This is a genomic window from Mucilaginibacter sp., assembly GCF_039207105.1.
GTDB lineage: Bacteria > Bacteroidota > Bacteroidia > Sphingobacteriales > Sphingobacteriaceae > Mucilaginibacter.
In genome coordinates this window covers 1-14318 of sequence record NZ_JBCECK010000127.1, presented here as the reverse complement: position 1 = coordinate 14318, position 14318 = coordinate 1, and the positions used below count along the sequence as shown (strand labels likewise).

The following is a 14318-nucleotide window of genomic DNA, read 5'->3' as shown; positions in this document are numbered from 1 at the left end:
AAATGTATAGAAACAAGAAGCGCCCCTGATGGGCAGGGGCGCGTTCTAACCAATTATAAACCTAAATTATGAGAAGAGTTGCAAGGGAGGAGTCGAACCATCTGTTGCTGCCGTTCAGCACCTTACAAATACTACGCTACAAATATACGCAACTTGTTCTGTTTTGCAATAGTTTTAATAAAAATCTTTATATGTTAACAGTATGTTAAGTATGTAAGCTTAAAAATATGATATTAGTAATACAATTAAATGCATGTTTTAACACTAATGCCTGTATATCAATTAGGTTTATCATGTTAAGAAATTAAAAACGTGAAGCTTTTAAGATTAACAACTCGTAAATTTTATAAATAAAAGAACCACTTTTCAGTAATTAGCCCTGCAAAAAAGCCGTTCCTAACAAAACAGAAACGGCTTTACTGCATAAAAAGTATCTGGGTTATTGTTTTGCTTCGGCTGCGGCCGCAGCTTTTTTCTTTTCATGTTTTTCTTTTTTGGCTTGTTTCAGTTCAGTGTAGGCTTTTTTCTGATCAGCGGTTAAAATGATATTTAATTTTTTATCTGTTTGAGCTTCAATTGCCTTATGCGTGGCCTTACCGGCTTTTTTATTGGCCTGGTGCGCTTTTAGACTATCCATACGGGTAGCTTCAGCAGTAAAAAGAGCATTAACCTGTTTGGTTTGGGCTGCGGTAAGCTTTAATTTTTTTTGAAGGTTCTGGGTTTTATGAGCAGCTTTTTGTGCCGGTGTTTTATCAGTTTTTTGTTGTGCATTGGTTATAGCAGCTACACCGGTTACCAATGCTATTATTAAAATTAACTTTTTCATTATTGTTTTGTTTATGATTACGTTAGGTATTGACAATTATAAACTCATTTGGTTTATTGAATAGAATTAATAATAGCTTAATGGATATTATTTAGGTTCATTTTAAACCAATATGCATCTTTGAAGTCATAGTACTGTAATAAATTATAAAGCCTATGCCATCTACCTTTGTTAAAGCTAATATAAAGTATTTTTTTAGTGCAGTAATACTTGTTTGCGGCATTATAGCACTGTCTTCTTTTTTTGAAGATAGTCCTAATATCAGATTGGCTAAGTTTCCTTACAGGCAGCAGGGTTTAACGGAAAAACAGGCCGCGGCGCATTTGCTAAGCCGTTTTACTTATGGTGCCACACCTGGCGAAGTTGATGCTGTAGCAAAAGAAGGTTTAGAGAATTGGTTTAACCAACAATTGGATGCTCAGTTACCTGATGATTCCCTGAATCAGTTGTTATCAAGCTACGATGCGCTTAAGCTAAGCAATACACAAATAGTTACTCAATATCCTAAAAATGCCCAGGTATTACGCATGGCTATCGGAGCTGGTGTGGTCAATAAAGATTCTGTAAAAACTGATCGTAAAGCTTATCGCGATTTGTTGTTGGGTTATATGCAGCAAAATGGCCTGAAACCCGAGCAGGAGCTTTACCGCCAGTTCATCAGCCAAAAAATTCTGAGGGCCGCTTACAGCAATAACCAGTTGCAGGAGGTAATGACAAGTTTTTGGTTTAACCATTTTAATGTATCTATCACCAAAAATGACTGCTCTCAGTTTATCCCGGCGTATGAGCGCGATGTAATCAGGCCCAATGCCCTGGGTAAATTCAATGATATTTTATTAGCTACAGCCAAATCTCCTGCTATGCTATATTATCTGGACAATTTTACAAGTTCGGCTGTTAATACTGAGATGGGGGCTAACAAAGGTGTGTTACGCCGCAGGATGATAGAAAATATGGCTGATACCGCTCGAACAGCTATGCTTATGAATAAAGTACAAAAAGCAAGAAAAGCACAGGGTTTAAACGAAAATTATGCCCGCGAGGTAATGGAATTGCATACGTTGGGAGTTGATGGGGGCTATACCCAACAGGATGTAACCCAGGCTGCCAAAGTACTAACCGGGTGGACGATATATCCGATGGGCCAGTACGGTAAAGCTGCAAAAAATGTAGCTGATAAAATGGGTAATGATCGTTTGCAAAGCAAGGGTTTTATGCGTGACAGCGATTTTTTGTTTAACGCCAATCGACATGACAAGACTGAGAAGGTAGTATTGGGTAAACGTTTTGGGCCCGATGGCGGATATGAAGAAGGTGTGCAATTATTATCAATGCTTGCTCACAACCAGGCTACAGCAAAATTTATTACCCGCAAAATATCCGTACGTTTTGTGAGCGATAACCCACCGCAAAGCCTGCTGGATAAGATGGTGAAAACATTTATAACCAAAGACGGTGATATTAAACAAGTGCTATATACTATGGTAAGTTCACCAGAGTTCTGGAGTCCTTCGGCGGTGCGGGAAAAAACAAAATCACCGTTTGAATTGGCTATTGGGTCGGTACGTAGCCTTAACGCTCATATTGTGCAGCCATACCAATTGTTTAGTTGGATAAGTAAAATGGGTGAAAGGATATATTATTATCAGGCCCCAACTGGTTTTCCGGACAAGGGACAGTACTGGATCAATACTGGTGCATTACTTAACCGGATGAATTTTGGCTTGGCTCTGGCTACGGGCCGCATACCAGGTGTAAAGGTTGATCTGGCGGCGTTGAACAATCATCATGAACCCGAAAGCGCGCAGGCCGCATTGGTTGTTTATAGTAAACTAATTATGCCCGAGCGTAAATTGGATGAAACCATCAAACGACTTACCCCATTGCTTACCGACCCAAACCTGGTACAAAAGGTTGATGAAGCAAGTTCGGATAAGTTGTATGCCAAAGTAAATGAACCCGCATCAAAGAGTATGACAGCAGCCGATAAAGCTATGGCTGATGGTAAAATAGATTTTAATAAAAACAAGAAAAGTGATAATGTAACGGCAATGCAAAGTGCTAATGGCAATAACGCTATGCTGGGGCAGGTAGTCGGAGTAATTATTGGTTCGCCGGAATATCAAAGACGATAATTGGTAAAATATACATCATGGTATCAAGAAGAGGATTTTTAAAATCGGGCGGCTTAGCCTTATTAGGTGTTGGTTTAATGGGTGGTATTCCCGGCTTTTTAGCCGAAGCCGCCGCCGCCGAACAGATCATATCGCCATATAAAAAACGTAAAACGCTTATTTGTATATTTCAACGTGGCGCTATGGATGGCCTGATGGCAGTTACACCATTTACTGATGAGTATTTGAAAGCCGCAAGGCCGACACTATTCATGTCAGCCGCAAAAGCGGGTACTACTTCACCGTTGATTGACTTGGATGGTCGTTTTGGTCTGCATCCATCTATGCAAGCGTTTGAACCCATGTTTCGTGAAAAACGTCTGGGCATTGTACATGGTATCGGTTCGCCAAACAATACCCGTTCGCATTTTGATGCGCAGGATTACATGGAATCTGGCACACCGTTTAATAAAGGTACATCCAGCGGATGGCTTAATCGGGCCGTTGGTTTGTTAGGCCACGATGCGCTTACGCCATTTACCGCCGTGAGTATGACATCGGCCATGCCTCGCTCTTTTTATGGCGATAATCCTTCAGTATCTATCAGCAATTTGCAGGATTTCGCCATCCAGATGCGGGGTAATCCAATAGGTGCAAATATGGCCGCTAAAAGCTTTGAAGACTTGTATGATCAAACCTCATCAAGATTACTAAAAGATACAGGTAAGGAGAGCTTTGAAGCCATGAAAATGCTACAGAAAACCAATATTAAAAACTATACGCCTTCAAATAATGCGGTGTATCCTAATTCGGCATTGGGTAACTCATTAAAGCAAATTGCGCAACTGGTTAAAATGGACGTAGGCCTGGAGGTCGCCTTTGCCGAATCAAACGGTTGGGATACCCATTTTAACCAGGGTACCGGGAATGGTGTTTTTGCCCGTAATGTTGCTGATTTGAGTAACAGCATCATGGCTTTGTGGACAGACTTGGGTGCTTATCAGGACGATGTAACCGTAATGACCATGACCGAATTTGGGCGTACCGTACACCAAAACGGAACCGGTGGTACCGATCATGGCCGTGCATCCTGCAATTTTATTCTTGGCAATAATATTAACGGCGGCCTGGTGTACGGTAATATGAAACCATTAGCTCCTGAAAACCTGGAAGACGGTCGCGACCTTGCAGTAAGTACCGATTTCAGGAGTGTTTTCAGTGAAGTGGCAGATAAACATTTGAATATTAACAATGATCATATATTATTCCCCGATTGGAAAGGCGACAGGATAGGCGTGATGCGAGGATAGAACTTCCCCGGCATAGTTCTTGTATGTTTTATGATATTGTACACTTAAATTTATATATCATGAAAAACCAACAGGATTTTAAAAACAGTGGAAATATGCAGGGTGGTTCAACATCAGACAGGGCATTTAACGATCAGAAAGCGGCCCGCAAACAAGCTGGTATAAGTAATGGTGGCGGACAACGGTCTGATCAAACATCCAATCGGGATAATACCCGTAAACACGAAAATAAAAAGGGATAATTGATCTATAAAATGAAACATCCCCGGCCAATAAGCCGGGGATGTTTCATTTTATAGCGCTTATAAATTTAAGGCTTCAATCTTATCAGCAATCAAATGCAAAACATCCTCGTCAATATTGCCCGGGTTTTTGCAAACGTGTAAAAACTGATGATTGCCGGGCTCAAAGCCGGCTACCATTTGTCCGGATTTATAAACCTCAAATTTGCACCGCTCGCCTTCATGGTGTATAAAATCCGCTACTTCAAATTCAAAAGTTTCGTCGTCTTTATTAATAGCTATCTTAAATAGTTCCATACAACTGGGTTAATTATTCATTATAAAACCATAACTGTTAAAAGATGTTTTTTATAAATGAAACCAATTAATGTAGTTATTGAAACGCCTAAGGGTAGCTATTGTAAATATGATTATGATGCGGAGCTCAAATGTTTTAAACTAAAAAAGATGTTACCCGCAGGTATGGCGTTCCCTTTTGATTTTGGCTTTATCCCCGATACCAAAGGCGGAGATGGCGACCCTTTGGATGTTATGGTTATTTCTGAGATTGGTACTTTTCCGGGCTGTTGCATTAGTTGCCGTATCATAGGCGTGTTTAAAATTCAACAAACTGGTCCTGATGGCAAAACTATACGTAACGACCGCTTTTTTGCTGTGCCTGAGGTGTCACAGCTGTTTAAAGATGTTAAGGATATTGACGATTTGCCTGTGGCGATCATCAATCAACTGGAAAGCTTTTTCAAAAACTACATCAGTCAGGAAGGGAAACAATTAGAAGTAATGGAACGGCTTGGAGCTGCCCCGGCCAGACGTATGATACATTGAGCATTAGGATTTTAAAAACTTTATTTCTGATTAAAATGTTACAGTGGTAATTAATAGTGTGCCAGCTAAAACTACCTGTTATGAGTCTCGAAAAATATGCAGAAAAGCGCGATTTTAACAAAACTGCCGAACCGCGATCGGGAAAAAGCAAGGATAAGGATAAATTAACCTTTGTTATTCAAAAGCATGATGCAACGCGCCTACATTATGATTTCAGGCTGGAGATGCAAGGTGTGCTAAAAAGCTGGGCGGTGCCAAAAGGGCCCTCAACTAATCCAAAGGATAAGCGCCTTGCTATGATGGTAGAAGATCATCCTTATGATTATCGGAATTTTGAAGGTATCATTCCTCAGGGAGAGTATGGAGGCGGCACTGTGATTGTGTGGGACGAAGGAACCTATGAACCAATTGAAGAAATAAAAGGTAAAAAGGAGCAGGAAAAGCATCTGTTAAAGCAGCTTAAATCAGGCTCGTTGAAAATTAAATTGCATGGAGAAAAGCTGGAAGGTGAGTTTGCCTTGGTTAAAACACATGGTATGGGCGAAAATGCCTGGCTGCTGATCAAACATAATGATGATTTTGCATCAAAGAAGGATATTACCAAAGAAGATAGATCTGTACTTTCTGGCAAAACCATAGCCACGATGGAAAAAACCAGTGATAAGGTTTGGCATAGCGGGCATGAGGAAACAATAAAGAAATCGACCAAGAAAATATCTGATAAAAAAAAAGCACCCGAACCGGTTGAGCCCGACGAAAGCATAGTTGAAACAACCGATATTGATACTACTGCTATTTTAAAAAAGGCACCCAAAGCTAAAATGCCGACCGGTATTAAACCCATGCTGGCCACCCTGGTTGACGAACCTTTTGATAACCCAGACTGGGTATACGAGGTAAAGTGGGATGGCTACCGGGCCCTGGCTTTTGTAAACAAGGGAGAGGTGGAATTGCTTTCCAGGAATAAAAAAGCCTTTAATGATAAGTTTTACCCTATATACGACTTACTGCAAGAATGGAAAATTGATGCTGTAGTTGATGGAGAAATATTGGTTTTGAATGATGAAGGTATTTCAAACTTTGGCAATCTGCAAAACTGGCGTAGTGAAGCCGATGGTGAGTTGGTTTATTACATATTTGATCTGTTATGGTATAATGGTAAAAACCTGATGAACCTGCCTCTTTTGCAACGACAGGCCATATTAAAAGATGTATTGCCGATGGATGATGACCGCATCAGGTTAAGTAAAGTATTTGATGCCAGTGGTACTGATTTTTTTGCGGCTGCCCAAAGAATGGGCTTGGAAGGGATTATAGCTAAAAAAGCAAATAGTACTTATTCGCCAGATGTGCGTTCAAAAGAATGGTTGAAGATCAAGGTACATAAACGGCAGGAAGTAATAATTGCCGGTTTTACCAAAAATGCCGATACCTCCAAACAGTTCAGTTCCTTGTTATTAGGAGTTTATGAAAATGAGGTGCTGCAATATGTAGGCAAAGTAGGCACCGGGTTTTCAGATAAAGTACAAAAAGAGATGATGGCGCAGTTTAAACCCCTGATCATTGATAAAAGTCCTTTTAATGAAATACCCGATGTAAATAAGCCTTCTCGTTTTCGCCCTAATCCGCCTAAGGCCAAAGCTACCTGGCTTAAGCCCCAACTGGTATGTGAGGTTGCTTTTAGCGAAGTAACCAGCGATGGCGTGTTCCGTCATCCATCATTTCAAGGTATGCGAGTGGACAAAAAAGCAAAAGATGTAGTACGTGAAATTGCCATATCAACGGATAATGCCGTTGATGCTACTGAAGAAAAACAGGAAGATAAACACGCCGAGGCCATTAAACCACCTAAACAGAAAGGAAGGAAAACTTTGCTAAATCCAACAGACGAAACCCAGGTGCGTAAAATCAACGGGCATGAATTGAAATTTACTCATCTCAGTAAAATTTACTGGCCCGAAGACAAAGTGAGCAAACGCGATATGTTTAATTACTATTATCAGGTGGCTGAGTATATTTTACCTTATCTCAAAGACCGGCCTATGTCCCTCAATCGTTTCCCTAATGGTATTCATGGTTCCAGTTTTTACCAAAAGGACGTAAAGGATAAAGCACCTGATTGGGCCGAAACTTTTCCTTATACCACCAGCGAGGGAGAACATAAGGAATATCTGGTTGGTACAGATGAGGCAAGTTTACTGTGGATGGCATCACTTGGCTGTATTGAAATGAATCCCTGGTTCAGTCGCGTACAATCGCCAGATAATCCTGATTATTGCGTGATAGATCTTGACCCGGATAAAAACACGTTTGATCAGGTTATCGAAGCAGCGCAGGAGGTACGTAAAGTACTTGATGCTATTGATGTTCCCTCATTTTGTAAAACCTCAGGATCAACCGGTATGCATATTTATATACCGATAGGGGCTAAGTACGATTATGACCAATCGCAAATGTTTGCCCGCATTGTTGTTGATATCGTTCATAAGCAGTTACCTGACTATACTACGCTGGAGCGTATGGTAGCTAACCGGAAGGGTAAAATGTATCTCGATTTTTTACAGAACCGGCCCGGAGCAACCATAGCAGGGCCTTACTCGCTGAGACCTAAAGTAGGGGCAACCGTATCTGCACCGCTGCATTGGGATGAGGTAAAGCCCGGCCTTACCATGAAACACTTTACCATTTTTAATGCTATTGATCGGTTCAAAACAGAAGGCGATCTTTTTAAAGGCGTATTAGGAAAAGGCATCGACCTGGAAAAAACTATCAAAAAAGCCCAAAGCGTGTTTGGGAAGTAGTTTTGAGTGATGAGTTTTAAGTTTAGTACTAATACAACTCGTTACTCAAAACTTACTACTCAAAACTTTTCATTACCCTAACCAGGAAATAGGTAATTTTATAGTGAAAACCGTACCGCGGCCCACTGTACTTTCCACCTCTATGATACCGTTATGCTTTTCTATGATCTGCTGCACTATACTCAGGCCTAAACCTGTTGATAGTTCGCCCCTTAAGCCTGTTCTTCTGGCTTTGGAAAAACGGGTAAATATGTCAGGCAGCATGTCCGCAGGTATACCCAATCCATAATCCTGAACTTCAATAGTTAATTCTTCACTCCGTTTATTGAGCCTTACATCAACACGGCTGTTATCCTTTGAAAACTTGATGGCATTACTAATGAGGTTATCAAGAGCCCTGTGTAGTTTTTCTTTATTTACAGATGCATAAGCGGGGTTTATATTACTAGTAAATAAAACATCGGCTTTATGATCCTGCTGTATTTTCCAATCGCTTACAATGTTTTTAAGTAGCTGGTTTAGTTCAATCCGCTCAACCTCAAAAAAGTTGCTGGTATCGTTATGAGCAGCCTCCAGCAAATCGTCAATAATAGTACGGGCTTTAACGCACGATGCTTTCATCATGTTCAGGTTCTCCTGCATATCAGCACTTACCTCATCAAGCTCCATGATCATGGCTAATGATTCAACCGCGGCAATAGGATTGCGCAGGTCATGTGCAACCATACCCAATACCTGGTTTTTAAATTCGCCTGCTTTCTCAATTTCAACATTTTTTTCCCTGATCTCAATTACCTGCTGATAATAGTTAACTTTATAGGAGAAAAAGTATCTGGAAGTAAGATAAAAGGCGGATAGCAAAATGGCAGATATCAATTGGTTATAAACCATTTGAGTTGAGCTGGTTTGGCTGTAGAATAAAAGAGCGGTAAATAATATTTCAACGGTTATGATTAATATTATTGTTTCATAATATTCAAATACGCACATCGCACTTATCAGGCTTAAAGCTATCAAATATAGTGTTAGCGCGTTACTTGGATCAGAGGTGGCAATAAAGCTTGAATACATGCCACATGAAATAATATATACTGAAAACAAAAACACCAATAATGCCATTGATGCTGTTGCTTTTTTATGGCCTTTAAACCGGGCCAGTAACAAATTGCTTGCTATGAGAAAAAAGGGGGTTATGATAATAAATACCCAATTACTGAAGTTAAATTCAGGGAAGTTTTGCGCTTTGGTAAGGCTTACCGGAAAAATAAAATAAAATATCCGTATAATGATATTTAGTATTAAGAATATGATGCTTCCGGCCCTTATAGCAAGCAGGTTTTGATATGTATAATAATCTCTGTATGATGCTTTATATTTTGCCGGCAGGCTATTAAAAAAGAAGTGATTATTCAAAGTATCTATCTATAAGGTGCGTTGTAAAAATATTAAAAATTGGCAATAAATCGATTTATTAATAATAAGTCAAAATGTCGTTTTGGTTTATATTTACCTGACTTTATTTCATAATAAGCTAAATGGCAAGCGTTTTGATTAACACTGAAATATGAACTTTAACAACTTTACCATAAAAGCCCAGGAAGCCGTACAAAAGGCTTCGGAAATTGCTACTGGAAACCAACAGCAGGCAATTGAACCCGCACACCTGTTAAAAGGCTTGTTGCTGGTTGATGAAAATGTTATAACCTATTTATTAAAAAAATTAAATGTAAACCTTAACCGGTTAAATGCAACGCTTGATGCGCAGATCAGCTCATATCCTAAGGTAAGCGGAAGCAATATTTATCTGTCATCAGATACCAATTCGGCCTTGCAAAAGGCGCAAGGATATTTGAAAGAGTTTAAAGACGAATTTGTTTCGGTTGAGCACATATTGTTAGGCATACTTGCCGGCGGCGGAACCGTAAGTTCTCTTTTAAAAGATTTAGGTGTAAACGAAAAAGACCTTAAAAAAGCCATTATAAGTTTGCGTGGTGATAGCAAGGTAACCGATCAAAATGCCGAAGCAACTTACAATGCTTTAAATAAATATGCCCGTAACCTTAACGAGTATGCAGGCTCAGGTAAGTTGGATCCGGTGATCGGCCGCGACGAGGAGATTCGCCGGGTGATCCAGATCTTATCTCGGCGTACCAAAAACAATCCGATCCTGGTAGGTGAGCCCGGTGTTGGTAAAACCGCCATCGCAGAAGGTATCGCTTTCAGGATCATCAAAGGTGATGTACCTGAGAGTTTGAAAACCAAGGTGGTATTTTCACTGGATATGGGAGCGCTTATAGCCGGTGCAAAGTATAAAGGTGAGTTTGAGGAACGTTTGAAAGCCGTTGTGAAGGAGGTAGCTCAAAGCGACGGTGAGATCATCCTGTTTATTGATGAGATACATACCCTGGTTGGTGCAGGAGGTGGTGAAGGCGCAATGGATGCGGCTAATATTTTAAAGCCTGCATTGGCCCGTGGGGAGCTGAGATCAATTGGTGCTACTACCCTTAATGAGTATCAGAAATATTTAGAAAAAGATAAAGCGCTTGAACGTCGTTTCCAGAAAGTGATGGTTGAAGAGCCTGATGCTGCCGATGCTATTTCTATTTTGCGTGGTTTGAAAGAACGTTACGAAACCCACCATAAAGTACGTATTAAGGATGAAGCTATTATTGCCGCGGTTGAAATGTCGCAGCGTTATATATCTGACCGATTTTTGCCAGATAAGGCTATTGACCTGATGGACGAGGCAGCTTCTAAACTACGTTTAGAAATGGATTCGGTTCCCGAAGTAGTTGATGAACTGGAACGTCGCATCATGCAGCTGGAGATTGAAAGAGAAGCCATTAAACGTGAAAAAGATGATCGGAAGGTGGCTGAGTTAAGCGAGGAGATCGCTAACCTGTCTTCACAACGTGATTCGTACCGTGCCAAATGGAAAGGCGAAAAAGACCTGGTTGATGGTATTAACCAAAAGGTTGAGCTTATTGAAACTTATAAGCTGGAAGCCGAGCAGGCCGAACGTGCAGGCGACTATGGCAAGGTGGCAGAATTGCGCTACGGAACCATTGTTGAGGCACAGGCCGAAGTTGAAAAATTGAAAGCCGCTCTGCTTGAAAATCAAAGCGACAGTCGCATGTTAAAAGAGGAAGTTACTGCCGATGATATTGCCGGTGTGGTTTCCCGTTGGACAGGCATACCAGTTTCAAAAATGATTCAAAGCGAGCGTGAAAAATTACTTCATCTGGAAGAAGAACTTCACAAACGTGTAGCAGGGCAGGAAGAGGCTATTGAAGCCATAAGCGATGCTATACGTAGGAGCCGTGCCGGTTTGCAGGATAAACGCAGGCCAATTGGATCATTCATATTTTTGGGTACAACCGGCGTGGGTAAAACCGAGCTGGCAAAAGCCCTGGCCGAGTACTTGTTTAATGACGAAGGTGCTTTGGTACGTATCGATATGAGTGAATACCAGGAGCGTCATGCAGTTTCAAGGCTTATTGGTGCGCCTCCGGGCTATGTAGGCTATGATGAAGGCGGTCAACTGACTGAGGCTGTGCGCCGTAAGCCATACAGCGTAGTATTGTTGGATGAGATTGAGAAAGCCCACCCGGATGTGTTTAACATACTATTACAGGTATTGGATGATGGTCGCTTAACGGATAATAAAGGTCGTGTGGTGAATTTTAAAAATACCATTATTATCATGACCTCCAATATTGGTTCAAACATTATACAGGAAAATTTCCAGGCTTTGGAAGATAGTAACCGCGATGAACTGATAGCGAAAACAAAGAATGAGTTGTTTACTTTATTAAGGGCTACTATCCGTCCGGAGTTTTTGAACCGTATAGATGAGATTATCATGTTTACCCCGCTAAGCCGCGAAGAGATACACAGTATCGTGAAGCTGCAGTTTAACCAGGTTAAACAGACCCTTGCCGAAATGGGAGTATCTATGGAGGCCACTGATGAAGCACTTGATTGGTTGGCCCAGTTGGGTTACGATCCGCAGTTTGGTGCCCGTCCGTTGAAACGTGTTATCCAGAAAAAGATCCTGAACGAGTTATCGAAACAGATCCTGGCAGGTACGGTTGATAAAGACAGTACCATTAAAGTTGATATGTTTGATAATAACTTCGTATTCCTGAATACACCAAAAACTGTTGCAGGTGAAGTAGTCAAATAATATAATTAATGATTCTATTATACAACAAATAGCCAACCCACTGGGTTGGCTATTCGTGTTTAAAAACCATTGCTTTTTCTTATTCCTAAAAAGGACTATTCTTTATGGTTTTTCCTCGTTTTCCTCTTTCTTTTTATCAACCATTTCAATTAATGGCTCATTATCTATAATTCTTTCCCGGTTTTTGGCTTGTGCCGGTGCTACACCTGTAATGGCAATGCCACTTACAGCCAATATTAAAAGCAAGATAAACCAACACAGGCGTATCAGCTTTTTAAGCTTTTTCATGCAGGTAACAATTGTGATTTAGCACGCTTCGACGTGACTAAATCAGTTCATAAATTTAATACGAAGTCTTAATAGATGTGGGAACTTAGCAGATGTTATCGGAGCTGAGCAGAAGGTAACTTTGGCAGGAAGAGTATGGCTGTTGTGAAAAGTAAATAATATTGGACTTAAATGATGTAAAAAGCCTTTTTAAATAAAAATAACGGCTTGTTAAAAGATTAAGATATACCCCATTGTTAAGGTTAAAAAGCCTGATGACCACCCGGTACAAAGGCTTCGGTTTGTAGAAACTTAAAGCAACTCTTTTATAACTGATACCACCTTTTAAAGCCGCAATTTTATTAGCCAAAGCCGTTATTTCGGCTACAGATTTGCCATTGGGTATACAACTATTCACATAACCCGATAGCACAAAAAAGCTTATGATAAGGGTAAAAGCCAATATCCACTTTTTTAACAGGGTTTTATGATATGTATGTATAATGTCCATTGCCGTAAGTAAATATAGTCAATCAGTATTTATCTTAATAGTTTATTGTAGTTGTATAAGGCACAAGGAGCATTATAGTTTAAAACAGAAAAACAACAGCACTCGTTTCATGTTTAACATATACAAATTAGCATAAATATAGTATCCTGTTACTTAAACAAAATATCACCCAATATGAAAAACTATGATACATTAGTGGATGCCACTAACGACCTTTTAAAAAGAGGATATACAGCCAATCTAAGTCTTGATGGCGATACTATTGATGATAAAGAGCAAGGTATACAAATGATTGCAGACGATTTTGAAATTGACGAATTTTACCGCTTTGAAGGTGCCAGCAACCCGGATGATATGTCTATCGTGTATGCGGTATCATCAGAAAAATATAACCTTAAAGGTGTTTTAGTGAATGCTTACGGAACTTATGCCGATGATAGTTCATCGGCTATAGCGGCTAAATTGCATCATCACCAGGTAGGCCAAAACCTGCATGGCGATGACCGGCCGACGACATAAATTGGATATGCAAATGCTCAGATTTAAGATGTTCAGATGATTGTGATCAATTCATTTGAAATCTGCATATCTAACTCATCTTCCTTATACCTTTTAAAATCTTACGACTGGCAGACTGAATACCAGAACTACCATCGCGCATTAAAAATTCAAGCTGGCTGGTAAGTTCTTCCTGTATCCAGGGAAACGTGTCTTTCAGGTTATATAATGCGTTCGCGGCGAACATCTTTACCGCGACTTTAACTTTAGGATTTATCAACCAGTCAAAAAGCTGTTCAACAACCGGTTCAAAGTCAATCTCTTTAAGTTTTAGTTGTAATGATCCCGGAGCGGCATTTTCTGTAACATGCATTATTATTTTGGCGTAATGCCGCATGCAGCTTTGGTTAGTGACTTCTTTAAATCGCGATATCAGGTAACTTAGATCGTTGAAGTAAGCTTCGGGATCGGTTAAAAATATATTTTCAAATAGCCATATAGCCCTAAAACCTACCTGTTTGTCCGGATGAAAGGTAATATCAATAATATCATGCAGCGGAAAACCTTGCTCATTTAATAGGTGACTGAGTTTCAGTATCCTGATTTTGCCAATGGAGCTGCTAAGTTGTTCGGTAAGTTGCTGCTGGCTAAGCATATTGTTAACAAATGTAAATTTTTTAAGCGTTTAGTAGTAATGTTGTTGGTCTGAAAATTGCGGATTTAAGCCCAGTCTTAACT

The 14318-nt window shown here is 40.1% G+C and carries 13 protein-coding genes; 7 read left to right on the top strand and 6 right to left on the bottom strand.

Features of this window, described 5'->3' with window-relative positions:
- Positions 1–439: 439 nt before the first annotated feature.
- The gene (locus tag AAGC65_RS19860; protein ID WP_343114207.1) at positions 440–826 is read right to left on the bottom strand and encodes a hypothetical protein; all 387 of its coding nucleotides are present in this window, start codon (positions 824–826) and stop codon (positions 440–442) included.
- A 155-nt stretch (positions 827–981) separates the two neighbouring features.
- Between AAGC65_RS19860 and AAGC65_RS19855 the strand changes: the two genes are divergently transcribed.
- Genes AAGC65_RS19855 through AAGC65_RS19845 form a run of 3 tightly spaced genes read left to right on the top strand, consistent with a single transcriptional unit; the run spans position 982 to position 4492 of the window.
- Positions 982–2961, top strand: coding sequence for a DUF1800 domain-containing protein (locus tag AAGC65_RS19855; protein ID WP_343114206.1), 1980 nt, complete (start codon positions 982–984; stop codon positions 2959–2961).
- Between the two features lie 17 nt (positions 2962–2978).
- Entirely contained in the window at positions 2979–4250 is a 1272-nt protein-coding gene (locus AAGC65_RS19850; protein ID WP_343114205.1) for a DUF1501 domain-containing protein, read from the top strand.
- 59 nt (positions 4251–4309) lie between these two features.
- Complete coding sequence (locus AAGC65_RS19845; protein WP_343114204.1) at positions 4310–4492, top strand: hypothetical protein; 183 nt, start codon at positions 4310–4312, stop codon at positions 4490–4492.
- Between the two features lie 60 nt (positions 4493–4552).
- Here AAGC65_RS19845 and AAGC65_RS19840 read toward each other — a convergent pair whose 3' ends face one another.
- On the bottom strand, positions 4553–4789 hold the full coding sequence (locus AAGC65_RS19840; protein WP_343114203.1) for a hypothetical protein: 237 nt from the start codon (positions 4787–4789) through the stop codon (positions 4553–4555).
- A gap of 57 nt (positions 4790–4846) precedes the next feature.
- Here AAGC65_RS19840 and AAGC65_RS19835 point away from each other — a divergent pair, with 57 nt between their 5' ends.
- On the top strand, positions 4847–5317 hold the full coding sequence (locus AAGC65_RS19835; protein ID WP_343114202.1) for an inorganic diphosphatase: 471 nt from the start codon (positions 4847–4849) through the stop codon (positions 5315–5317).
- A gap of 80 nt (positions 5318–5397) precedes the next feature.
- Positions 5398–8118 carry a DNA ligase D gene (ligD, locus tag AAGC65_RS19830; protein ID WP_343114201.1) on the top strand — a complete coding sequence of 907 codons (2721 nt, stop codon included), beginning with the start codon at positions 5398–5400 and terminating at the stop codon, positions 8116–8118.
- 72 nt (positions 8119–8190) lie between these two features.
- On the opposite strand, the gene AAGC65_RS19825 is transcribed toward ligD, so the two are convergent.
- On the bottom strand, positions 8191–9531 hold the full coding sequence (locus AAGC65_RS19825; protein WP_343114200.1) for a HAMP domain-containing sensor histidine kinase: 1341 nt from the start codon (positions 9529–9531) through the stop codon (positions 8191–8193).
- 151 nt (positions 9532–9682) lie between these two features.
- On the opposite strand from AAGC65_RS19825, the gene clpB reads away from it, so the two are divergent.
- Positions 9683–12304, top strand: coding sequence for an ATP-dependent chaperone ClpB (gene clpB / locus AAGC65_RS19820; RefSeq protein WP_343114199.1), 2622 nt, complete (start codon positions 9683–9685; stop codon positions 12302–12304).
- Positions 12305–12406: 102 nt separating this feature from the next.
- On the opposite strand, the gene AAGC65_RS19815 is transcribed toward clpB, so the two are convergent.
- Both AAGC65_RS19815 and AAGC65_RS19810 read right to left on the bottom strand, forming a co-directional pair.
- Positions 12407–12592: a hypothetical protein gene (locus AAGC65_RS19815; RefSeq protein ID WP_343114198.1), complete on the bottom strand. Its 186-nt coding sequence runs from the start codon at positions 12590–12592 to the stop codon at positions 12407–12409.
- 85 nt (positions 12593–12677) lie between these two features.
- The gene (locus tag AAGC65_RS19810; RefSeq protein WP_343114197.1) at positions 12678–13082 is read right to left on the bottom strand and encodes a hypothetical protein; all 405 of its coding nucleotides are present in this window, start codon (positions 13080–13082) and stop codon (positions 12678–12680) included.
- Positions 13083–13256: 174 nt separating this feature from the next.
- Here AAGC65_RS19810 and AAGC65_RS19805 point away from each other — a divergent pair, with 174 nt between their 5' ends.
- On the top strand, positions 13257–13601 hold the full coding sequence (locus AAGC65_RS19805) for a phosphoribosylpyrophosphate synthetase (RefSeq protein WP_343114196.1): 345 nt from the start codon (positions 13257–13259) through the stop codon (positions 13599–13601).
- Between the two features lie 70 nt (positions 13602–13671).
- Here AAGC65_RS19805 and AAGC65_RS19800 read toward each other — a convergent pair whose 3' ends face one another.
- Positions 13672–14235, bottom strand: a complete 564-nt coding sequence (locus AAGC65_RS19800; RefSeq protein WP_343114195.1) for a hypothetical protein — start codon at positions 14233–14235, stop codon at positions 13672–13674.
- Positions 14236–14318: the final 83 nt, after the last annotated feature.